The sequence below is a fragment of the Sphingomonas sp. M6A6_1c genome, from assembly GCF_053345135.1.
This window is the reverse complement of record NZ_JBKEZO010000004.1, coordinates 317976-338928: the sequence shown is the minus strand read 5'-3', so window position 1 is coordinate 338928 and position 20953 is coordinate 317976. Positions and strand designations below refer to the sequence as shown.

The 20953-nt window shown below is 68.5% G+C and carries 16 protein-coding genes; 8 read left to right on the top strand and 8 right to left on the bottom strand.

Annotated features, from left to right (window positions below; translation table 11 throughout):
* Positions 1-108 precede the first annotated feature (108 nt).
* The 3 genes from ACLBWH_RS10230 to ACLBWH_RS10220 are packed head-to-tail and all read left to right on the top strand — an operon-like array spanning position 109 to position 3820.
* Positions 109-735: a TetR/AcrR family transcriptional regulator gene (locus ACLBWH_RS10230; RefSeq protein WP_322850276.1), complete on the top strand. Its 627-nt coding sequence runs from the start codon at positions 109-111 to the stop codon at positions 733-735.
* Positions 736-740: 5 nt separating this feature from the next.
* Complete coding sequence (locus tag ACLBWH_RS10225) at positions 741-2501, top strand: sensor histidine kinase (RefSeq protein ID WP_447798602.1); 1761 nt, start codon at positions 741-743, stop codon at positions 2499-2501.
* Complete coding sequence (locus ACLBWH_RS10220) at positions 2498-3820, top strand: sigma-54-dependent transcriptional regulator (protein ID WP_447798600.1); 1323 nt, start codon at positions 2498-2500, stop codon at positions 3818-3820. Before ACLBWH_RS10225 ends, ACLBWH_RS10220 begins: the two co-directional genes overlap by 4 nt.
* Positions 3821-3822: 2 nt before the next feature.
* Here ACLBWH_RS10220 and ACLBWH_RS10215 read toward each other — a convergent pair whose 3' ends face one another.
* Positions 3823-4413 carry a TetR/AcrR family transcriptional regulator gene (locus ACLBWH_RS10215; protein ID WP_322850107.1) on the bottom strand — a complete coding sequence of 197 codons (591 nt, stop codon included), beginning with the start codon at positions 4411-4413 and terminating at the stop codon, positions 3823-3825.
* A 144-nt stretch (positions 4414-4557) separates the two neighbouring features.
* On the opposite strand from ACLBWH_RS10215, the gene ACLBWH_RS10210 reads away from it, so the two are divergent.
* From ACLBWH_RS10210 to ACLBWH_RS10200, 3 genes are read left to right on the top strand one after another with little or no spacing between them, the layout of a single operon-like run.
* Entirely contained in the window at positions 4558-5748 is a 1191-nt protein-coding gene (locus tag ACLBWH_RS10210; protein ID WP_322850106.1) for an efflux RND transporter periplasmic adaptor subunit, read from the top strand.
* A 6-nt stretch (positions 5749-5754) separates the two neighbouring features.
* On the top strand, positions 5755-8973 hold the full coding sequence (locus tag ACLBWH_RS10205) for an efflux RND transporter permease subunit (protein ID WP_322850105.1): 3219 nt from the start codon (positions 5755-5757) through the stop codon (positions 8971-8973).
* A gap of 6 nt (positions 8974-8979) precedes the next feature.
* Complete coding sequence (locus ACLBWH_RS10200) at positions 8980-10578, top strand: efflux transporter outer membrane subunit (RefSeq protein ID WP_447798597.1); 1599 nt, start codon at positions 8980-8982, stop codon at positions 10576-10578.
* Between the two features lie 398 nt (positions 10579-10976).
* Here ACLBWH_RS10200 and ACLBWH_RS10195 read toward each other — a convergent pair whose 3' ends face one another.
* From ACLBWH_RS10195 to ACLBWH_RS10180, 4 genes are all read right to left on the bottom strand, one after another.
* On the bottom strand, positions 10977-12002 hold the full coding sequence (locus ACLBWH_RS10195; RefSeq protein WP_322850103.1) for a glycosyltransferase family 4 protein: 1026 nt from the start codon (positions 12000-12002) through the stop codon (positions 10977-10979).
* Complete coding sequence (locus ACLBWH_RS10190) at positions 12002-12877, bottom strand: UDP-2,3-diacylglucosamine diphosphatase (protein WP_447798595.1); 876 nt, start codon at positions 12875-12877, stop codon at positions 12002-12004. Before ACLBWH_RS10190 ends, ACLBWH_RS10195 begins: the two co-directional genes overlap by 1 nt.
* Before the next feature lie 165 nt (positions 12878-13042).
* Positions 13043-14689 carry an inorganic phosphate transporter gene (locus tag ACLBWH_RS10185; RefSeq protein ID WP_447798593.1) on the bottom strand — a complete coding sequence of 549 codons (1647 nt, stop codon included), beginning with the start codon at positions 14687-14689 and terminating at the stop codon, positions 13043-13045.
* A gap of 191 nt (positions 14690-14880) precedes the next feature.
* The gene (locus ACLBWH_RS10180) at positions 14881-15855 is read right to left on the bottom strand and encodes a cation diffusion facilitator family transporter (protein ID WP_447798592.1); all 975 of its coding nucleotides are present in this window, start codon (positions 15853-15855) and stop codon (positions 14881-14883) included.
* Positions 15856-16161: 306 nt separating this feature from the next.
* On the opposite strand from ACLBWH_RS10180, the gene ACLBWH_RS10175 reads away from it, so the two are divergent.
* Together ACLBWH_RS10175 and ACLBWH_RS10170 are read left to right on the top strand one after the other, a co-directional pair.
* The gene (locus tag ACLBWH_RS10175; protein ID WP_322850099.1) at positions 16162-17550 is read left to right on the top strand and encodes a helix-turn-helix domain-containing protein; all 1389 of its coding nucleotides are present in this window, start codon (positions 16162-16164) and stop codon (positions 17548-17550) included.
* A 135-nt stretch (positions 17551-17685) separates the two neighbouring features.
* On the top strand, positions 17686-19278 hold the full coding sequence (locus tag ACLBWH_RS10170) for an isocitrate lyase (protein ID WP_447798589.1): 1593 nt from the start codon (positions 17686-17688) through the stop codon (positions 19276-19278).
* Positions 19279-19438: 160 nt separating this feature from the next.
* On the opposite strand, the gene ACLBWH_RS10165 is transcribed toward ACLBWH_RS10170, so the two are convergent.
* From ACLBWH_RS10165 to ACLBWH_RS10155, 3 genes are read right to left on the bottom strand one after another with little or no spacing between them, the layout of a single operon-like run.
* On the bottom strand, positions 19439-20386 hold the full coding sequence (locus ACLBWH_RS10165) for an aldo/keto reductase (RefSeq protein ID WP_447798588.1): 948 nt from the start codon (positions 20384-20386) through the stop codon (positions 19439-19441).
* Complete coding sequence (locus tag ACLBWH_RS10160) at positions 20383-20595, bottom strand: hypothetical protein (protein WP_322850096.1); 213 nt, start codon at positions 20593-20595, stop codon at positions 20383-20385. The genes ACLBWH_RS10165 and ACLBWH_RS10160 overlap by 4 nt, the downstream gene beginning before the upstream one ends.
* Positions 20595-20945 carry a hypothetical protein gene (locus ACLBWH_RS10155; RefSeq protein ID WP_322850095.1) on the bottom strand — a complete coding sequence of 117 codons (351 nt, stop codon included), beginning with the start codon at positions 20943-20945 and terminating at the stop codon, positions 20595-20597. Before ACLBWH_RS10155 ends, ACLBWH_RS10160 begins: the two co-directional genes overlap by 1 nt.
* Positions 20946-20953 lie beyond the last annotated feature (8 nt).

Here is a 20953-nt window from a genome sequence, read left to right as displayed (position 1 = left end):
GATCCGACGAATTCCTGCGAACCCCTTCGAATCCGGGCAAAAGGGTTTCAGTCCGCAACTGCCTTGTTTGTGCCATCCGCGAGTTCTATACTAAGCGATATGGAAAGCATGACCCTCTCGCTCGCCGATCCGGCACCGCTGCCCCCGAAAGGGCGGCCGCGCGAGTTCTGCACCGACACGGCGCTGGCGGCGGCGCTGCGCGTGTTCTGGAGCAAGGGCTATGAGGGGGCGTCGCTCGCCGACCTGACCGAGGCGATGGGGATCACCCGGCCGAGCCTCTATGCCGCGTTCGGCAACAAGGAAGCGTTGTTCCACAAGGCGCTGGACCTCTACGAGGCGGAGAAGCTCGCCTATACCCGGCAGGCGCTGGAACAGCCGACCGCGCGCGGCGTGGCGGAATGTTTCATGCGCGGCGCGTTGGCGATGCAAACCAGCCAGTGCGGCGACCCCAAGGGCTGTCTCGGCGTGATCAGCGCGATGCCGTGCGGCGCCGAGGCCGATTCGATCAAGGCGGACGTGATCGCGCGCCGCGCCTCGTCGCAGGCGGCGCTGGTCGAGCGGTTCGAGCGCGCCAAGGACGAGGGCGATCTGCCCGCGCATGTCGATGTCACCGGGCTCACCTGCTATCTCTATGCGCTGTTGCAGGGGATGGCGGTGCAGGCCGGATCGGGCGCCAGCCGCGCCGATCTGGAACGGCTGGTCGAGACGAGCCTGGCGATCTGGCCGACGCGCTAGGTCGCGTGCCGCGACGGCTGACGTGGCTGCTGCTGGTGGCCGGGCTGGTCGCGCTGGTGGTCGCGGCCGGCGCGCGCTGGGCGGATGGCGCGGCGCGCGCCGCCGCCGATCGCGAGGCGACGGCGCTGGCGCGGACCCACGCCGGGCTGCTCGCCAGTGAATTGCAGAAATTCCGGCTGCTGCCGCTGGTGCTCGCCGAATATCCCGACGTGCCGCGCGCGCTCGCCGGCGGCGATGCGGCGGCGGTCCGCGGCCTCGACGAGACGCTGGAGCTGCTCGCGACGCGCACCGATGCCGCGGTGCTCTATGCGATCGACGCGCGCGGTCGCGCGGTGGCGGCGAGCAACTGGCAATTGCCGACCAGCTTCGTCGGGCAGGATTATACCTTCCGCCGCTATTTCGACGAGGCGATGGCGCGTGGCGCCTCCGAATTGTTCGCGCTCGGCACCGTGAGCGGCCGGCCCGGCCTGTATCTGGCGCGGCGGATCGATCGCGGCGGGCGCAAGCTGGGCGTGATCGTCGTCAAGGTCGAGTTCGACCGGCTCGAACGCGAATGGGCGCAATCGGCGGGGGCGACGGTGCTTACCGATGCGCGCGGACTGGTGCTGATCACCAGCGTGCCGGGCTGGCGCTTCCATCCGACCCGGCCGGTCGATGCCGCGACGCGCGCGGCGCTGCGGCGGTCGCGCCAGTTCGGCGACACGCCGCCGGCGACGCTCGCCTTCGCCGCGAACGGTCGCGATATCCGCGTGCGGCAGGACAAGCGGATGGTGCGCTATCGCCTCGCGGCGGTCGCCGCGCCGCTCGCCGGCAGCCGCGTGCTGCATCTGACGCCGCTCCGCCCGTCGCTCGCCGCGGCACGCGCGCAGGCGGCGTTATGGGGACTCGGGCTGATCCTGCTGCTCGGGCTCGCCGGCGGTATCGGGCTCCGCGCCGCGAATCGGCGACGATCGCAGGCGCGCGCGCGCGAATCGCTCGAGCGCGAGGTGGTGCGGCGCACCGCCGAATTGCGCGAGGCCAATGCGCGGCTGATCGTCGAATCGCAGGAGCGCGGCGAGGCGGATCGCCGCTTCCGCGCCGCGCGCGAAGAACTGGCGCAGGCCAACCGTCTGGGGTCGCTCGGCCAGATCACCGCCGGCGTCGCGCATGAGATCAACCAGCCGCTCGCCGCGATCCGCACCTTCGCGGAGAATGGCGCGATCCTGCTCGATCGCGGCGCCGCCGACCGGGCGCGCGAGAATCTCGGCCGGATCGTCGATCTGACCGCGCGGATCGCGACGATCACCGGCGAATTGCGCGCCTTCGCCCGCCGCCGCACGCCATCGCGCGGCGCGCCGACGCTGGGTGCGGCGATCGAGGGGACGCTGCTGCTGATCGGCGAGCGCGCGCGCGGCGTCGTGGTCGATGCGGTCGCCGACGATCTGCGCGCGCGCCGCGTCGTCGCCGACCGCATCCGGCTGGAGCAGATCCTGGTCAACGTGATCGGCAATGCGCTCGACGCGGTGGCGGCGCGCGATCATCGCCGCGTGACCATCGATGCGGTGGTGGAGGAGGATCAGTTGATCGTGCGCATCGCCGACACCGGCCCGGGTATCGATCCGAGCCTCGACGATACGTTGTTCACCCCCTTCGCCTCCGCCAAGCCCGAGGGGCTGGGCCTCGGCCTCGCGATCGCGCGCGATATCGCACGCGAATTCGGCGGCGAGCTGGCGCTGGCGCCGGGCGGGCCGGGCGCGACCTTCCTGCTGACGCTGCGGCTGGCATGAGCGGGCAGGCCGTCCTGTTCGTCGAGGATGACGAGGCGCTGCGCTTCGCGACGGTGCAGGCGCTCGAACTGGCCGGCCTGTCGGTGCGCGCGTTCGCCGGGGCGGAGGCGGCGCTCGCCGCATTGCCCGCCGATTTCGACGGCGTGATCGTCTCCGACATCCGCATGCCGCGGATCGACGGGCTGCAATTGCTCGCCCGCGTGCGCGCGCTCGACAGGGATCTGCCGGTGATCCTCGTCACCGGCCATGGCGACGTGCCGATGGCGGTGTCGGCGCTGCGCGACGGCGCGTTCGACTTCCTGACCAAGCCGTTCGCCACCGATCATCTCGTCGCCGCGATCGCCCGCGCGCTGGAGCGGCGCGCGCTGGTGATCGAGAACCGCCGGCTGCGCGCCGCGGTCGAGATGGGCGAGGCGGACAGCCCGCTGGTCGGCGAGAGCGCGGCGATGGTGCGGGTGCGCGCGGCGATCGCGCGGCTGGCGGCGGCGGATCTCGACGTGCTGGTCGAGGGCGAGACGGGGACGGGCAAGGAACTGGCGGCGCTGCTGCTGCACCGGCTGGGACCGCGGCGGGGGCGGCCGTTCGTCGCGGTCGACTGCACCGCGCTGACCGAGGACGGGGGCGCCGCCGATCTGTTCGGCCATGCCGCCGACAGCGTCGCGCATACCCGGTTGTCGCGGGCCGGCGCGATCGCGGCATCGAACGGCGGCACGCTGCTGCTCGACGCGGTCGACGATCTGGCGCCGGCGATGCAGGCGGCGCTGTCGCGCGTCATCGAGGAGCGCGAGGTGCAGCCGATCGGCGCCGAGCGTGCCGAATCGGTCAACCTGCGCGTCGTCGCCACCAGCCGCGGCGATCTGGCGGCGGCGGTGGCGGCGGGGCGGTTCCGCGCCGATCTCTACCACCGGCTGGCGATGACCCGGCTCCACCTGCCGCCGCTGCGCGAGCGCGAGCACGACCGGATGCTCCTGTTCGTCGCCTTCGTCGATCAGGCGCGCGAAGCGCTCGCGCGGCCCGATTATGCGATCGGCGAGGCGGAGCGGCATCACGTGCTGGCGCACGGCTGGCCGGGCAACGTGCGCGAGCTGCGCAACTACGCCTTCGCCTGCGTGCTGTCGGCGGACGACGCCCCCGGCGAGGACCGGCAGGACCTGCCGAGCCGGGTCGCCGAATTCGAGACGCGGGTGATCGTCGATGCGTTGCGCGCCAGCGCGGGCAACGTCGTCAAGGCGGTCGAGCTGCTCGGCATCCCGCGCAAGACGCTCTATTACAAGCTCGGCCGCTACGGCATCAATCCCGACGCCTTCCGCCGGCAGTGACGTCAGGCGGCCATGGTTTCCGCCGCCCGGCGCAGCGAATCGATGTCGCGATCGATCGTCGCGGTGAGCGCGTCGACCAGCGGCTGATCGTCCTCTTCGGGCCGCATCATGCCGTGGTGCAGCATGCCCAGCGACATGATGAGGATGACGTCCGCCAGCGCCGACCGGCGGTCCGCCAGCGCCGCGCCGGGGGCCAGCATCTCCAGTGCTTCGAGCATCAACTGCCGTACGTCGCGGTGCGTGGCGTTGAAGATCGACGCGATGCGGACGTTGCGCGCGGCTTCGGCCAGGATCTCGGCGAACAGGCGGGGGTCGCCTTCGTCCTTGTCGGGGGTGACGAGCTGATGGACCCAGGTCACCACTTGCCCCACGTCGCCGTGCTGGATCGCGTGGCGCAGCGTTTCGGCACCGAGGAACGAGCGGCAGTCGGAATTGACGATCGCCGCGACGATATCCTCCTTGGCGGAGAAATCGCGGTAGAGTTGGCCGACCGCAACGCCCGATTCGCGCGCGATCTGGGCGATGCCGGTGGCATGGAAGCCGTTTTCGATGAACAGCCTGCGCGCGGCCTCGATCACCCGAAACCGGCGCATTTCCGCATTGTTTCGTTGTGCACCGCAACAAATATTCGAGTCGATCATTCCATCCTCGTCGGCGAGCCTTGACGCCTGTTCATAACTGGTTGTAGCAGGGCGTGAGTGATCGATCACTCACATTCTTACTAGCGGACAATTTGCATGGCGAATATGCGACACGGGGTGGCGGTGCTTGCATTGGCACTGGCACTGGCGGCGTGCGGCGGCGGCAACCAGCAGCAGCAACAGCAGGCGCCGCAAGGCCCGCCGCAGGTCGGTTACCTCGTGGTACGTGAACAGCCGGTGACGCTGACCACGGAACTGCCGGGGCGCACCACGGCCTATGAAACGTCGGACGTGCGTCCGCAGGTCAACGGCCTGATCCTGAAGCGCCTGTTCACCGAGGGCGACATGGTCCGCGCCGGACAGCCGCTCTACAGCATCGATTCGGCCCCCTATGAGGCGCAGGTCGCCAGCGCGCGTGCCGCGCTGACCCGCGCCCGGGCCAACATCGCCTCCACCGCCGCGCTCGCGCGCCGGTATGGCGAACTGGTCAAGATCAACGCGATCGCCCGCCAGGAATATGAGAATTCGCAGACCACCGCGCAGCAGGCGCAGGCCGATGTCGCCGCGCAGCAGGCCGCGTTGCGGACCGCGCAGATCGATCTGGCGCGTACGACGATCCGCGCGCCGATCTCCGGCCGTATCGGCCGCTCGCTGTTCACCACCGGCGCGCTCGTCTCAGCCTCGCAGACGCAGGCATTGGCGACGATCCAGCGGCTCGACCCGATCTATGTCGACATCCAGCAGTCGAGCGCCGGCCTGCTCAAGCTGCGCCAGCAGATCATGAGCGGCCAGCTGACCCGCGACGGCAACGCCCGCGTCAAGCTGACGCTGGAGGACGGCACGGCCTATGGCCCGCAGGGGACGCTGCGCTTCGCCGACGTCACCGTCGATCCGACCACCGGCTCGCAGACGATCCGCGCACTCTTCCCCAATCCCAACGGCCTGTTGCTGCCCGGCATGTTCGTCCGCGCCGCGCTGGTCGAGGGCACGCAGGCCAAGGCGCTGCTGGTGCCGCAGCGCGCGGTCAGCCGCGACGAAAAGGGGCAGGCGACGACGATGGTCATCGGCAGCGACGGCAAGGTCCAGCCGCGCACGCTCCAGACCAGCCGCACGATCGGCGATAACTGGCTCGTCACCGGCGGCATCAAGCCGGGCGACAAGGTCATCGTCGAGGGCGGCATGATGCTGCGCCCCGGCATGGCCGTCCAGGGCAAGCCCTGGGACCCCAATGCCAAACCGGCCGCCGCACCGCAGGGTGCCGGCGCGCCCGCAGCACAGGCGAAGTAACCCGTCATGGCCCGCTATTTCATCGACCGGCCGATCTTCGCCTGGGTGATCGCGATCATCCTGATGCTCGCCGGCGTCCTCGCGATCCGCTCGCTGCCGATCGCGCAGTTCCCGGCGATCGCGCCGTCGGCGGTGTCGATCACCGCCACCTATCCGGGTGCCGACGCGACCACGCTCGAAAATACGACGACGCAGATCATCGAGCAGCAGATGAAGGGGATCGACAACCTTCGCTATTTCTCGTCCTCCTCGTCGTCGGCGGGCACCGTCACCGTCACGCTGACCTTCGAACAGGGTACCGACCCCGACGTCGCGCAGGTGCAGGTCCAGAACAAATTGCAGGCGGCGACGCCGCTGTTGCCGCAGGAGGTGCAGCGCCAGGGACTGGTCGTCGCCAAGGCGACGCAGAACTTCCTGATGTTCGTCGGCCTCTATTCGGCGGACGGCAGCCACAGCGACATCGATCTGTCCGACTATGTCGCGTCGAAGCTGCAGGATCCGCTCGCCCGCGTGAACGGCGTCGGCGATACGCAGGTGTTCGGCTCGCAATATGCGATGCGCATCTGGGTCGATCCGATCAAGCTCAACAATTACGCGCTGACGATGACCGACGTGACGTCGGCGATCACCGCGCAGAACGCGCAGGTCTCCGCGGGCCAGATCGGCGCGCAGCCCGCGCCCAAGGAGCAGATGCTCAACGCCACCGTCTCGGTGGAATCGCGCCTCACCTCGCCCGAGCAGTTCGCCGCGATCCGGCTGAAGAGCAACACCGACGGGTCGGTGGTGCGGCTCGGCGACGTCGCGCGCGTCGGGATCGGCGCGGAGAATTACGGCTTCTCGGCGCAGTGGAACGGCAAGCCCGCGTCGGGCATCGGCATCAAGCTGGCGCCGGGCGCCAACGCGCTCGACACCGTCGAGGCGGTGAAGACCCGCGTCAACGCGATCGCCAAGCAATTCCCGCCCGACGTCAAGGTCATCTACCCCTATGACACGTCGCCGTTCGTGCGGCTGTCGGTGGAGCAGGTCGTCCATACGCTGATCGAGGCGGTGATCCTCGTCTTCCTCGTCATGTTCCTGTTCCTCCAGAACTTCCGTGCGACGCTGATCCCGACGATCGCGGTGCCGGTGGTGCTGCTCGGCACGTTCGCGATCCTCGGCGTCGCCGGTTTCTCGATCAACACGCTGACGTTGTTCGGCATGGTGCTCGCCATCGGCCTATTGGTCGACGACGCGATCGTCGTGGTCGAGAACGTCGAACGCCTGATCCAGACCGAGGGGCTGAGCCCCAAGGAGGCGGCGCGCAAGTCGATGGACGAGATCACCGGCGCGCTGATCGGCATCGCGCTGGTGCTGTCGGCGGTGTTCCTGCCGATGGCGTTCTTCGGCGGATCGACGGGTGTCATCTATCGCCAGTTCTCGATCACGATCGTCTCGGCGATGGTGCTGTCGGTGACGGTCGCGCTGATCCTCACCCCGGCGCTGTGCGCGACGATCCTCAAGCCGCACGATCCCGGCAAGGCGGAGGGCAACGGGCCGCTCGCCCGCTTCTTCCGCTGGTTCAACGACAAGTTCGAACGTGGCCAGAACCGCTACGAAAAGGGCGTGCGCAGCACCGCGCGCAGCTGGAAGCGGTCGATGCTCGTCTATCTGCTGATCGTCATCGGCATGGCGGTGCTGTTCGTCCGCCTGCCCACCGGCTTCCTGCCGGAAGAGGATCAGGGGATCATGATCGCGCTGGTGCAGGGGCCTCCGGGCGCCACCACCGCGCGGACGCAGAAGGGCCTCGACGCGATCAAGGACCATTTCCTCAAGAACGAGGGCAGCAACGTCCAGGGCGTCTACACGATCAACGGCTTCAGCTTCGCCGGCCAGGGCCAGAACAGCGGTATCGCGTTCATTCCGTTGCAGGAATGGTCGCATCGCGAGGGCGGCGCCAACAAGGCGCAGGCGATCGCCGGCCGGGCGATGGGCGCCTTGTCGCAGTTCAAGGATGCGCTGATCTTCGCGGTGATCCCGCCGGCGGTGCAGGAATTGGGCAATGCCAGCGGCTTCGATCTGCAATTGGTCGACGAGGCGGGGATCGGCCACGAGAAGCTGCTCGCGGCGCGCAACATGCTGCTCGGCATGGCGTCGCAGGACAAGTCGCTGATCGGCGTGCGCCCCAACGCGCTCGACGACGCGCCGCAGCTCAAGATCGAGGTCGATCAGGACAAGGCACGCGCGCTCGGGCTCGACCTGACCGCGGTCAACAACACGATCTCGACCGCCTGGGGCGGTGCCTATGTCAACGACTTCATCGATCGCGGCCGCGTCAAGCGCGTCTATATCCAGGCGGATACCGCCTATCGCCTGAAGCCCGAGGACCTCGGCAACTTCTACGTGCGCAGCGAGACCGGCACGATGGCGCCGTTCACCGCGTTCTCGACGATCGCCTGGGCGCAGGCCCCGGCGCAGCTCACCCGCTATAACGGCCTGCCGTCGATGGAAATCCTCGGCCAGCCGGCACCGGGCGTGTCGTCCGGCGCGGCGATGAAGGCGATCGAGGCGATGCACGCCAAGCTGCCGCCGGGCACCGGGCTCGAATGGACCGGCCTCAGTTACGAGGAACGGTTGTCGGGTGGCCAGGCACCCGCCTTGTACGGCCTGTCGCTGCTGATCGTCTTCCTCTGCCTCGCCGCTCTGTACGAGAGCTGGTCGGTGCCGATCTCGGTCATGCTGGTGGTGCCGTTGGGGATCATCGGCGCGCTGCTCGCGGCGACGCTGACCGGGCTCAACAGCGACATCTATCTGCAGGTCGGCCTGATCACGACGATCGGCGTCTCGGCGAAGAACGCGATCCTGATCGTCGAATTCGCGGAGGAGCGGATCAACGAGGGGATGCGACCCTTCGAGGCGGCGGTGGAGGCGGCCAAATTGCGCCTCCGCCCGATCCTGATGACGTCGCTGGCGTTCATCTTCGGCGTGTTGCCGCTGGCGATCTCGACCGGCGCGGGCGCGGGCGGACAGAATGCGATCGGCCGCGCGGTGGTCGGCGGCATGCTGTCGGCGACGATCCTCGCGATCTTCTTCGTGCCGATGTTCTTCATCGTCGTGCTCCGCCTGTTCGGCCACGACGAACATGGCAAGCGCGGCGAGAAGGACGCGGCGCATGACGATCGTCCCGACGACGACCGGCCGCATGACGACGGCGCACACGGGCCGACGCCCGCGCCGCAGGGAGCCTGAGTGGTGATGACGAGCAAGATCCTCCTCGGCCTGCTGGGCGCGACCGCGCTCGCCGGCTGCAACCTCGCGCCGCATTACGTGCGGCCGGTGGGCGAAGTGCCGGCGGCGTTGCCGCAGGGCGGCGTCTATCCGGCGGCGGCGACCGACGCGCCCGACGTGACCACGATTGGCTGGCGCGATTTCTTCACCGACGAACGGCTGCGCAACACGATCGCGCTGGGGCTGGAGAACAACCGCGACCTGCGCGTCGCGGCGGCCAACGTGCTCCAGGCGCGCGCGCAATATCGCATCCAGCGCGCCGATCTGGTGCCGTCGACCAGCCTGTCGGCGTCGGGCACCTACACCAACAACATCCAGGGTGCGGCGAGCACGCTGGGTGGCGCGGCGAGCGGCGGCACCGGCAGCGGTGGTACGGGCGGCACGGGCGGCACGGGCGGCACGGGCACGGGTGGCACCGGCACCGGCGGCACCGGGACGGGGGGCACGGGATCGAATGCGGGCGGCGGCACCGCGGGCGCGATCGGATCGAGCTCGTCGAACTTCGAATTCTATTCGGTCAACGCCGGTTTCTCGGCGTTCGAGCTCGACCTGTTCGGGCGGGTGCGCAACCTCAACCGCGCGGCGCTCGAGCAATATTTCGCGACCGAGGAGGCGCAGCGGTCGACGCGGATCAGCCTGATCGCGGAAATCGCCAACGCGTGGCTGACGCTGGCGTCGGATCAGGACCAGCTCGCCATCTCGCAGCGGTCGCTGGCCTCGTTCGCGCAATCGCTCGAGCTGACGCGTGCGCAATTCCGCATCGGCGTCGCCTCCGAGCTTGAGGCGCGGCAGGCGGAGACGACCTATCAGGGCGCGCGCAACGATATCGCCGTGCTCAAGACGCGGGTGGCGCAGGACAAGAATGCGCTCGACCTGCTCGTCGGCACGCCGGTGGCGACGCCCTTGCTGCCGCAGGGCCTCGGCAACGGCGATGCGGCGCTGCAGGTGCTGCCGGCGGGTCTCGCCTCGGACGTGCTGCTGCGCCGGCCCGACGTGTTGCAGGCGGAGCATCAGCTCATCGCGCAGAACGCCAATATCGGTGCGGCGCGGGCGGCGCTGTTCCCGCGCATCTCGCTGACCGCGACTTTGGGGACGATCAGCTCCGCGCTCAGCGGATTGTTCGCCGGCGGCAGCTTTACCTACACCGGCGCGCCCTCGGTCTCGCTGCCGCTGTTCGACGGCGGCCGCCTGCGCGGCAACGTCGACCTCGCCCGCGCGCAGCAGCAATCGGCCGTCTCGACCTATGAGAAGACGGTGCAGACCGCGTTCCGCGAGGTCGCCGACGCGCTGGCGCAGCGCGGCACGATCGACGAACAGGTAGCCGCGCAGAGCGCGCGCGTCGAGGCGGCGAACGTCGCGCTGCGGATTTCGGACGCGCGCTACCGGGCGGGCGTCGAATCGTTCCTGACCACGCTCGACTCGCAGCGCACCGCTTATGCAGCGCAGCAACAGCTGGTGACGACGCGGTTGAGCCGCGGCAGCAATCTGGTGGAATTGTACCGGTCGCTGGGCGGCGGACTGGACGTGGACGATCCGCAGGTCCGGCCGACCACCGCCGCGAAGTGAGGTGAGGGGGGCTCCCCCGCCGTGAATGCCGCTTCAGTGTTCCCGCGGAAGCGGGAACACCTACGGCGGGTGGTGCCTGGAACGCCTGCCGTCCGCCCGATCGGGAGCGGCAACATGGCTCGATCGCTGCCGCTCACGGTCAAACCCGATCGGCTCTGCGAGATGTCCGCACAAGTCGGCACAAGCCGGCATAATGCACCAAGGCTGTACCCCGGCGAAGGCCGGGGTCCAGTTGGAAGAGCGGTTGTAAGTTACCGCAAACCTTCACCCAACTGGGCCCCGGCCTTCGCCGGGGTACTGAAGCGCTTCGCAGAACGCTCGCTGCGTCGCGGTGGATCGCTACCCGGCGTGCAAATTGCCGCATACCATCCGCGATCACGCCCCTTGCCGCCAAACCGTCAGGCCGCGCAGGCCTCCGGAACGCGGATCGGCGCGAGGCTGTCGAGGAATTGGCGAGCGCTCGCGTCCCAGGTGAATTGTGCGGCATAGTCCACGCAGGCGCGCCGGCTCCGCGTCAGCGCCGCCGCGATCGCCGTTTCGAGATCGTCGTCGATCGCGCCGACTTCGGCGTCGAGCACATCCACCGGCCCCGGCGCGGGCAGCGCCGCGACGGGGGTGCCGCAGGCGAGCGCCTCGATCATCACCAGCCCGAACGTGTCGGTGCGGCTCGGAAAGACCAGCACGTCGGCGCTGCGATAGGCGGCGGCGAGCGCCTCGCCGAACCGCGGCCCGAGGAAATGCGCATCGGGATAGCGCGCGGCGAGCGCCGCCCGCGCCGGTCCGTCGCCGACCACCACCTTGGTGCCCGCCACCTGCGTCTCGAGGAACGCCTCGATATTCTTCTCGACCGCGACCCGGCCGACGTAAAGCTGGATCGGTCCGGGCAGCGCGGTGATCGCGGGATCGACCGCACCCTCGGCGGAAAACACGGCGAGATCGACGCCGCGTCCCCATCGGCGCAGCCGGGTGAGGCCATGCGCGCGCAATGCGGCATCGACGGAGGGCGTCGAGGTCAGGATCGCGTCGGCGGGGGCGTGGAACCAGCGGATGTAGCGCCAGATCCATTCCGCGCTGACGCCGGTCCGCGCGGCGACATAATCGGGGAATTGCGTGTGATAGGCGGTGGTGAAGCGCAGCCCCTTGGCGAGGCACCAGCGCCGCGCCGCGACGCCGAGCGGCCCTTCGGTCGCGATATGGATCGCATCGGCGTCGAAGGCGCGGATCAGCCGGCCGATGCTGCGCCCGCCGGCGAGTGCCAGGCGGATCTCCGGATAGCTCGGGCAGGGCAGGCTGGCGAAGCGCTCGGGCGAAACGACGAGGAGTTCGTGCCCCTGCGCCTCGACCTCGCGTTTGATCGCGCTGAGCGTGCGGACGACGCCATTGACCTGCGGCTGCCAGGCGTCGGTGACGAGCGCGACCCGCATCAGGCGGCGATCGTCCCGGCGCGGGTCGCGGCGCGCTCCGCCGCGACCCGTGCGGCGATCTCGTCGCCCCACAGCAGCAATTCCATCCGGCCGTCGAAATGCTCGACCAAGGCGGTGCAGCCTTCGACCCAATCGCCGTCGTTATAATAAGCCACGTCGCCGATCTGGCGGATCTCGGCGGTGTGGATATGGCCGCAGACGACGCCGTCGACGCCGCGCGATCCCGCGGCATGCGCCACCACTTCCTCGAAGCGCGAGATGAAGGCGACCGCATTCTTGACCTTGGCCTTGGCGTGCTTCGACAGCGACCAATAGGGCATGCCCAGCCGCCGCCGTCCCGCATTGACCCAGCGGTTGAGGACCATGAGCGCGGTATAGGCGCTGTCGCCGACCAGCGAGAGCCAGCGGTGGGCGAGCGTGATCGCGTCGAATTCGTCGCCGTGCAGCACCAGCAGGCGGCGACCGTCGGCGGTGGTGTGGATTGCCTTGCGGCGGATCTTGACGCCGCCGAAATCCATGCCGGCGAACTGGCGGAACACCTCGTCGTGGTTGCCGGGGATATAGGTGACGCGGGTGCCGCGCTTGGCGCGCTTCATCAGCCGCCAGACGACGTCGTTATGCGCCGCGGGCCAGTAGAATTTCTTCTTGAGCCGCCAGCCGTCGATCATGTCGCCGACCAGATACAATTGCTCGCTGTCGACATGGTCGAGGAAGTCGATCAGCATGTCGGCGTTGCAGCCGCGCGTGCCGAGATGGACGTCGGAAATCCAGATGGTGCGGAAGCGCCGCCGGGCGATGTCCGACCGTTCGGCGACGATCGGCCGCTGCGGCAGAAAGGCAAGAACGTCGGCGCTGCTCACATCTTTGGTGGTCATCATCGGCCCCCGGGGACCCGCTGTCCCCGATGCCGACATGCCAGATGGATGTGACGCTGCGATCACGGCAGCGTGACGATCATGTTGCGATCCGGATCGGACCGAAAGCGTCGGGCGGTCCGGTCAGGCGAGCGTCCCGGCGCCGCCTTGCGCGATTACGGCGGCTTACACCGCCATCGTCGTGCGCAGCACGGTGAGCAGCGCCCAATAGAGGCCGCCGGCGAGCAGCATCGCCGCGGGCAGCGTCATCACCCAGGCGAGCGCCATGTTGCGGATCGTCCGCCATTGCAGCCCGGCGCCGTTCGCCACCGAGGCGCCGGCGACGCCCGAGGACAGGATGTGCGTCGTCGATACCGGCAGGTGACCGAAGCGGTCGGCGAGCAGGATCGTCGCCGCGGTGACCAGCTCGGCCGACATGCCCATGCCGTAGGTGAGATGGGTCTTGCCGATCCGCTCACCGACGGTGACGACGATCCGCCGCCAGCCGACCATCGTGCCGAGCCCCAGCGCGATCGCGACGGTCACCTTGACCCAGAAGGGAATGAAGCGCGTGCCCTTTTCGAGCGCGCCGCTGTAGCTCTTGATGCCTTCGATGTCCTGCGCGGTGAAGCGGCTCTGCGCGCCTTCGTCGGCGACCACCATCTTGCTGGCGTCGAGCACCAGATACATGTCGCCGCGCAGATTGGGCGTCGCCGCGGCGGGCACCTTGTCGAGCGAACCGTAGCTGGCCAGCCGGTCGCCGACGTCGCGCGACAGCGACGACAGCGCGCCATAGACCGCGGGCGTATCGATGTGGCGGGTGGCGAGACCCTTCGTCACCGTCGCGCGTGCGGCGTCGATCGAGCGCGGCTCCGGCCCCGGCTGGCGGGCGAAGATCGCCTCGGCCGAGCGTGCCTGCGCGACGAAGGCGGGCATCGCGCTCTGTGGCACCGTACGGTTCAGCGCGTAGGCGGTGGGGGCGCAGCCGATCAGGATCAGCATGATGAGCCCCATGCCCTTCTGCCCGTCGTTGCTGCCGTGCGCGAAGCTGACCGCCGTGCAGGTGAGGATCAGCGTCGTGCGGATGCCGCGCGGCGGCGGCGCGTCGGTCCGCGGTGCGCTGTAGAGTTTGGGATCGCGCATGAAGCGCTTCATCACCAGCAGCAGCACCAGCGCGCCGGCGAAGCCGATCAGCGGGCTGAACAACAGCCCTGACAATACCTTCTGCGCCTGGCTCCAGTCGACCCCGGAGGTGCCGCCGAGCCCGCGCGACAGCAATTGATTGGCAAGGCCGACACCGAGGATCGAGCCGATCAGCGCATGGCTCGACGAATTGGGCAGGCCGACATACCAGGTGGCGAGGTTCCACAGCACCGCGGCGAGCAGCAACGCGAAGATCATCGCGAACCCGCCCGCCGAGCCGATGTGGAGGATCAGTTCGATCGGCAGCAACGTGACGATCGAATAGGCGACCGCGCCCGACGACAGCAGCACGCCGAGGAAGTTGAAGAAGCCCGACCAGACCACCGCGAGCGGCGCCGGCATGGCGTGCGTGTAGATCACCGTCGCCACCGCATTGGCGGTATCGTGGAAGCCGTTGACGAATTCGAACCCGAGCGCGATCAGCAGCGCCAGCGCGAGGAACAGGAAGACGCCGGTCGCCAGCGTCTCGCCGACCTCGGCGGTATCGGAGATGACGCTGCCCCCGGCATAGCCCAGCGCGCCGACGAGGACGGCGAGGAAGATCCATCGCCCCGCCGGGTGCAGATGCGCATCAAGGCGCGGACCGTGCGAGGAGGTGGGTGCGGACGCGGCGGAAACCGTTGTAGCCATGTCGGCGCGGTGCACCGCGGATGTGACGGGTTCGTGACAAATCGACGCAGCGCATAACCGTCGGCGGCGCCGTCGGGCCGCAAAACCGCGCCGTGGATCGCGGCCATCGCCATCGCCGGTGCCTTAACCGGTGAATTCGCTCGGAAAACCAAAGATGGCTTCGGCCCTACATTCGTGTGACGGATTTTGCGTCACGTCGCGTCGTGTGCCGCCTCCGTCTGCATCCTCGTCAGTGTCGCCGCATTCTCGCTTTTCTCGGGGCGGATATAGATCGAGGACAGCGTCGGGACCGCCTCGCGCAATTGGTCCTCCATCTCCTCGATGATCGTCTCGCCATCGCCCATCGTGACGGTATCGACGAAATCCGCGCTGACCGCGACGAAGATCGCATCCGGTGCGGTGTGAATCGTGCGGACGTGGTTGACGGCGCTCACCGCCGGATGCGCCGCGACGATGCTGCGGACGGTTTCCACGACATGCGGATTGGCCCGCTCGCCGATCAGCAGGCCCTTTGCCTCGCGGGCGAGCAGCATCGCGACCAGCCCGAGGATCAGGCCGATCAGGATCGAGGCGACGCCGTCGATGCGCGGATCGGCGAAGGCATGGCTCGCCCAGACGCCGATGCCGGCGATCACCAACCCGGCGAGTGCGGCGGAATCCTCGAACAGCACGATGAACCCGGCCGGGTCCTTGCTCTGGCGGATCGCGCGCCACCAGCCGCTGTCGCCCTTGGCCTTGGCGAATTCGCGCATCGCGATGAACCAGGATGCGCCCTCCATCGCAAAGGCGATGGCAAGCACGATATAATTGACCAGCGGATCGCGCAGCGGCTCGGGTTCGAGGATATGCAGATAGCCTTCGTAGACCGACACGCCCGCGCCGACCGCGAAGATCAGGATCGCGACGACGAACGCCCAGAAGTATAATTCGCGGCCATAGCCGAAGGGGTGGATGGCGTCGGGCTGCCGCTTGGCGCGATGCTGGCCGTAGAGGAGCAGGATCTGGTTGCCGCTGTCGACGCAGCTATGCACGCCCTCGGTCAGCATCGACGAGGAGCCGGTGATGCCGGCGGCGACGAATTTGGCGACGCCGATCCCGAGATTGGCGGCGAGCGCGCCGTATAGAACGATATTCTCGCGAATCCGCGCGGTCAGCCCCTGAGTCATCCCTGCTCCCTGTCGGCAATGTCGATACCGCAGGGGAGGGTACGCGCGAACGGGTAATGTGGCTCCCGTCACAGGGCAACACGCCAGAACGGGAATGGCCGCCGGTGTACGAAACACCGGCGGCCACCTTTCCTCCCCAGGAAACTCTCGACAATTCCGTTAGCTACAGACGCGAGGCGGCGGCAGGGGTGGCGACGGGCAGGCGAGGTCGTCATGTCCACCGTGCGGACATGTCGCTTCGTCAATGTGTAAGGAATTGACAAAAGGCTTGCCGTACCCGATCCTCGATCGTCTGGAGGGGTGCCGATGGCCGAGCGTAAATTGTTTGCCGGCCATGCGGTGCGCCGGCTCCGGCGACAGGCGGGCCTGACGCAGGCGGCGATGGCCGAGGCTTTGGCGATTTCGTCCAGCTATCTCAACCTCGTCGAGCGCAATCAGCGGCCGTTGTCGGCGACTTTGCTGGTTAAGCTCGCCGAATCCTACGACTTCGATCCGCGCGCGCTTACCGCGGGCGAGCCGGGCGGCGGCGAGGCGGCGATGCGGCGGCGGCTGGCGGACCCGATGTTCGCCGATCTCGAGATCGATCGCAACGAGGTCGGCGAATGGCTTGCCGGCGCCCCCGGTGGCGCCGAAGCGTTCGCGCGCGCCTATGACCGGCTCGGCGCGGGGGGCGGCAGCGGCGTGTCGGACGGCGTCGATCCGGTCGCCGAGGTGCGCCGCGAGATCGAGCGCTGGCGCGGCCATTTCGCCGATCTCGACGGCATCGCGGAGGCGCTGGCGGATGAATTGCGGCTGGGGGCGGGCGACCTTTACGGCGCGATCGCCGAGCGGTTGCGCGTCAAGCATCAGCTCACCATCCGCATCCTGCCGATGGACGTGATGCCCGATCTGTTGCGGCGGCTCGACCTCCACGCCCGCCAGCTCCAGTTGAGCGAGGTGCTCGATCCGGCGTCGCGGACCTTCGCAGCCGCCTATCAGCTCGCGCAGATCGAGGCGCGGGCCGAGATCGACGCGCTCGCCAAGGGCGCGGACTTCGCCGATCGCTCCGCCGAGCGGCTGTTCCGCCGCCATCTCGCCAGCTATTTCGCCGCGGCGGTGATGATGCCCTATGCGCGCTTCCTGCGGGCGTGCGAATCGACGGGCTATGATCTGGAGCTGCTTCAGCGCCGGTTCGGGGCGGGGTTCGAGCAGGTCGCGCATCGGCTGACCACCTTGCATCGTGTCGGCGCGCGGGGGCTGCCGTTCTTCCTGATCCGCATCGATCGCGCCGGGCAATGTTCGAAGCGCTTCTCGGGCGCGAGCGCGTCGCCGCTCGCCGAGGCGGAGGGGCGTTGCCCGTTGTGGCGGCTCCATCACGCCTTCGACCGGCCGGGGAGCCTCGCGGTGCAGCTCGTCGAGCTTGAGGATGGCGCGCGCTGGCTGACGATCGCGCGCACGGTGACGCCGCAGCGCCGCCGTTATGGCGGCGTCCTCGCCGAATTCGCGGTCGGGATCGGTGTCGCGGCGGAGCTGGGCGGGGCGCTGGCGGTCGCGCGGGGCGTCGATCTGAAAGGGGATGCGACGCCGATCGGCCTCGGTTGTCGCGCCTGCCACCGCACGGACTGTCCGCAACGTTCGGCGCCACCGGCGGGGCGGGCGCTGCTGATCAACGAGCGCGATCGTGGGGTCTCGGGCTTCACCTTCGCCGGCGATTGATGAAAGATTGCGTACAAGGCGACAGGGAATGAGCCGCTGATTTGACATCGTGACGCGATCTTCACTGCTAATACCACAGTCCTGCGTGTAAGTTTGAATACAGCTCTCGCATCGAACCCAAGCGAGGATGTGGACATGACCTACCAGCAGCAGATCGGCACCGCGACCCGCCTTATCGGCGGACAGGCGACCTGGGGCGGGATCGACGCCGAAGCGGTCGCGCGCATGCGGCTCCAGAACCGTTTCCGCACCGGGCTGGACATCGCGCGCTACACCGCCGCGATCATGCGCCGCGACATGGCCGCCTATGACGCCGATCCGTCCGCCTACACCCAGTCGCTCGGCTGCTGGCACGGCTTCATCGGCCAGCAGAAGATGATCAGCATCAAGAAGCATTTCGGCACCACCGACCGGCGCTATCTCTATCTGTCGGGCTGGATGGTCGCGGCGCTGCGCAGCGAGTTCGGCCCGCTGCCCGACCAGTCGATGCACGAGAAGACCAAGGTTCCGGCGCTGATCGAGGAACTCTACACCTTCCTCCGGCAGGCCGACGCCCGCGAGCTCAGCCTGTTGTTCCGCGATCTCGATAAGGCGCGCGCCGCCGGCAACGCGGTCGAGGCGCAGCGGCTGACGCAGGCGATCGACGGACACCAGACGCATGTCGTGCCGATCATCGCCGATATCGACGCCGGCTTCGGCAATGCCGAGGCGACCTATCTGCTCGCCAAGACGATGATCGAGGCGGGCGCGTGCGCGCTCCAGATCGAGAATCAGGTCAGCGACGAGAAGCAATGCGGCCATCAGGACGGCAAGGTCACCGTGCCGCACGAGGACTTCCTCGCCAAGGTGCGCGCCTGCCGCTACGCCTTCCTCGAACTCGGCGTCGACGACGGGATCATCGTCACCCGCACCGATTCGCTCGGTGCCGGACTGACCAAGCAGATCGCCTATTCGAAGGCGCCCGGCGATCTCGGCGACCAATATAACGGCTTCCTCGATTGCGAAGAGGTCGATGTCGCCCAGGTCGGCAACGGCGACGTGGTCATCAGCCGAGACGGCAAATTGCTGCGGCCGAAGCGGCTGCCGTCCAACCTGTTCCAGTTCCGCGAGGGGACGGGGGCGGACCGCTGCGTGCTCGATTGCATCACCAGCTTGCAGAACGGCGCCGACCTGTTGTGGATCGAGACCGAGAAGCCGCATATCGAGCAGATCGCGTCGATGGTCGACCGCATCCGCGCGGTCGTCCCCGATGCCAAGCTCGTCTACAACAACAGCCCGAGCTTCAACTGGACGCTCAACTTCCGCCAGCAGGTCTACGATGCCTGGGTTGAGGCGGGGCGCGACGTGTCGGGCTATGACCGTGCGCGGCTGATGTCGGTCGACTATGACGCCACCGACCTCGGCGCCGAGGCGGACGAGCGCATCCGTACCTTCCAGCGGGATGCGGCGGCGAGGGCGGGGATCTTCCACCACCTCATCACGCTGCCGACCTATCATACCGCGGCGCTGTCGACCGATGCGCTCGCCCGGACGTATTTCGGCGAGGCGGGGATGCTCGGCTACGTCGAGGGCGTCCAGCGCCGGGAAATCCGCGAAGGCATCGCCTGCGTGAAGCACCAGAACATGTCCGGCTCCGACATCGGCGACGATCACAAGGACTATTTCGCCGGCGAGGCCGCGCTCAAGGCCGGCGGGGCACACAATACGATGAACCAGTTCGCGGCGTGACGTCCCCGCATGTTGGACGACGTGGACAACATGGACACCTTAATGGAAACGATCGCCTCCCGATCGTTTCCATTTCTTGTATGATGAGAAAGAGCCGGAGCCGGATGTATCAGGACCGCCGGATGTAGGACAGGCTCGGCGCCCGGTTCGCGCAAGTGTGTCAGGCGCCGGCGTTGGTCAGGCGTTCGAGTTGATCCTTGCTGAGCTCCAGTTCCATCGCCGGGAGCAGGTCTTCCAATTGCGCCACCTTGGTCGCGCTGGCGATCGGTGCGGTGACGCCCGGCTGCGCGATCAGCCATGCCAGGGCAATCCGCGCGTGGCTCGCACCGGTTTCCTCCGCGATGCCGTCCATCGCCGCGAGGACGTCGGCGCCCTTGCCGTCGAGCAGCTCGGTCATGCGGCCACCGCGGACGCTCTGGCCGAGGTCGTCCTTGCTGCGGTATTTGCCGGTGAGGAAGCCGGAGGCGAGGCCGTAATAAGGCAGGACGCCGATGTTCTCGGTGACGCAATAATCCTGCAGCTCGCCCTCGAACTTGTGGCGGCTGACGAGGTTATATTCGGGCTGGAGCACGTGATAGCGCGGCAGATCGTGCGCCTTGGCGGCGTCGATCGCCGACTTCAGCCGGGCGGCGTGGAAGTTGGAGGCGCCGATGACGCGGACCTTGCCGGCGTCGACCAGTCTGCCGAAGGCTTCGAGTACCGCCTCCTGCGGCACGCCATCGTCGTCCTGATGCGCGTAATAGAGATCGATGCGGTCGGTGCCGAGTCGCTTGAGCGAGGCTTCGGCGGCGGCGGCGATGCGGGCGGGGGCGAGCTTCTCGCCACCTTCGCCGGGGAGCATGCCGACCTTGGTCGCGATCAGCACCGAATCGCGCTTGCCGCTCGCCTTCAGCCATTCGCCGATCATCGTCTCCGACTCGCCGCCTTGATGGCCGTCGACCCAGGCCGAATAGACGTCGGCGGTATCGATCATCGTGCCGCCGCCGGCGACGAAGGCGTCGAGCACGGCGAAGCTCGCGGCACGGTCGGCGGTCCAGCCGAAGACGTTGCCGCCGAGGACGAGCGGGGCAATGCGGAGATCGGTCGAGCCTAAGCGGCGCAGGGTCATGGCTGGGCGTCCGTGTCGTTGGAGGTGACGGCGTCGAGGTCGATGCTGTTGGCGTCGAGCATCGCGGCGGCGTCGTTGAGCTGAGCGGCTTCGTCGGCGCTGACCGCGCCGGGATCGTCGCCACCGCCGCGCGAACAGGCGGCAAGCAGCGCCAAGGGGAGGACGGCCGCCGCCAGCAGGCGCGGCCGGCGATCGTCCCCCCGCGGCATCAGTTCTTCAGCGAGCGGCCGGCCCGCTCGAGCGCGTTGCCGGTGGCGTCGGCGGCGCGGTCGGCGCCGTTGCTGATCGCATCGCCGGCGCGGTCGAGGTGATCGTCGGCATGGGCGGCGGCGTTGTCGAGATGGTCGCCGGCATTGTCGATGTGGCGCTCGGCCGAACCGAAGGCGCGGTCGGTGGCGGCGTCGACGTCGCTGACCGCGTTGCGGGTCGTCGCCTCGGTGTCGGCGGCGATCGAGTTGGCGGCTTCCGCGGTCTCGTTCTGCGAGTTCTGGCTGCACGCGGCGAGGCCGATTGCCCCAAGAAGCATGGGCGGGGCGGCGAGGATCAGCAGGCGCTTCATCGATAATC